The 1,205-nt window shown below is 36.5% G+C and carries 2 protein-coding genes; one reads left to right on the top strand and one right to left on the bottom strand.

All coding sequences use genetic code 11. The annotated features are described in order from the left end of the window. Nucleotides 1-155: 155 nt before the first annotated feature. On the bottom strand, nucleotides 156-326 hold the full coding sequence (locus HNW13_RS23415) for a hypothetical protein (RefSeq protein ID WP_192114761.1): 171 nt from the start codon (nucleotides 324-326) through the stop codon (nucleotides 156-158). 264 nt (nucleotides 327-590) lie between these two features. Between HNW13_RS23415 and HNW13_RS23410 the strand changes: the two genes are divergently transcribed. After that, a partial coding sequence (locus HNW13_RS23410; RefSeq protein WP_208062971.1) for a hypothetical protein occupies nucleotides 591-1,205 on the top strand: 615 nt, incomplete at its 3' end.

Below are 1,205 nucleotides of genomic sequence, written 5' to 3'. Positions count from 1 at the left end.
GTAGGCATTAAACTTATTTCAGAAGAACTAAATAAACTCTCTCATGGAATGACAGCATGAAAAAAAATTAGTTAGGATGCAAACAATCTCTATTGGAACTTTGGATAAATTCATCTGGAAGTTAGTAATGGACAGTTAGTTTTCATTAAAGACTATTACAAGTCATCAATCCCAATTTCGATTTCTTCTTGATCACGTCGCCGATGAACTATTTCAGCTATATCAGAATCTTCATCTATAGCAGATTGCAAAGATTCATCATCATTTAAAGAACCGTCTATTTTAATATCCTTTAAAATACCTTTTGCTGAGCTATGTTTTTTCACAAAGGAACACCTCTTACAAAAATTATATTATAGGTATAAATGGGCCATTTACTAAACCGTTTTTGGACATTTCCGAGTTACGGGGTGACAAAAAGTCGACTGATTTCAGATTCGAAAAAGTATAGAAAAGCTCTATACCTGTGGACAATTTATATTGACCACAACAATATATCCTACCATGCAATTTACTACGTATAGATTCTAATGGTGAACACTGATTTCATAAGATAAGCTATCGGATAACTTACTGACAAAGAAGTGCTTATGGACACAATAAAGAGCAAAGCAAAAAAGTCGCCACCATACAAATCTATTTTGTTTTGGGGGTTGCCATTTATCACACTGCTAGCAGTATTTACATTGGTTTCTTTGGCTAAAAATGTCCCTGGATTCTCTGGTGGGCTAAAGGAAGCGCTGGCAACCTACCAATTGGCGCTGGCTATTGTAGCTTTTTGTTTCGCGACAATAATTCAATGGTTGATTGCCTACAATTCAAATAGGCCATCTCCACTAGAGGAACAACAAATAATAAATAGCCATCTCAGAGACGAGTATGCAGCTAGTGAACAGCTTTTAGTTAAGCAGTTTGGAAAATTTGCCTCTGACCGTTCATTCACTTTTATTTCAAAAGAAGACTTGCCAGCAATTCACTCAAGAGTGTATGCGGAAGACCGCCTAATTCAGCGTGGTGAACTTAGTATCTGTGATGAAGCAATTCGAGCCTTTGACTACTACTTTGCGAATACCGAAAGGGTACTAGAAGAAGCTCTAAATCTATTACAAAAAGAAGAAGTTAAAGAGACACCGAATAGGCATATCAAAGAAAGTGTGATCATTCAGCTAATTCAGTTTTTGCATGAGTGCCCCCTGTGTCAGGAT

Source organism: Shewanella sp. BF02_Schw (genome assembly GCF_014596695.2).
GTDB lineage: Bacteria > Pseudomonadota > Gammaproteobacteria > Enterobacterales > Shewanellaceae > Shewanella.
This window is presented reverse-complemented; position numbering and strand designations above follow the sequence as displayed.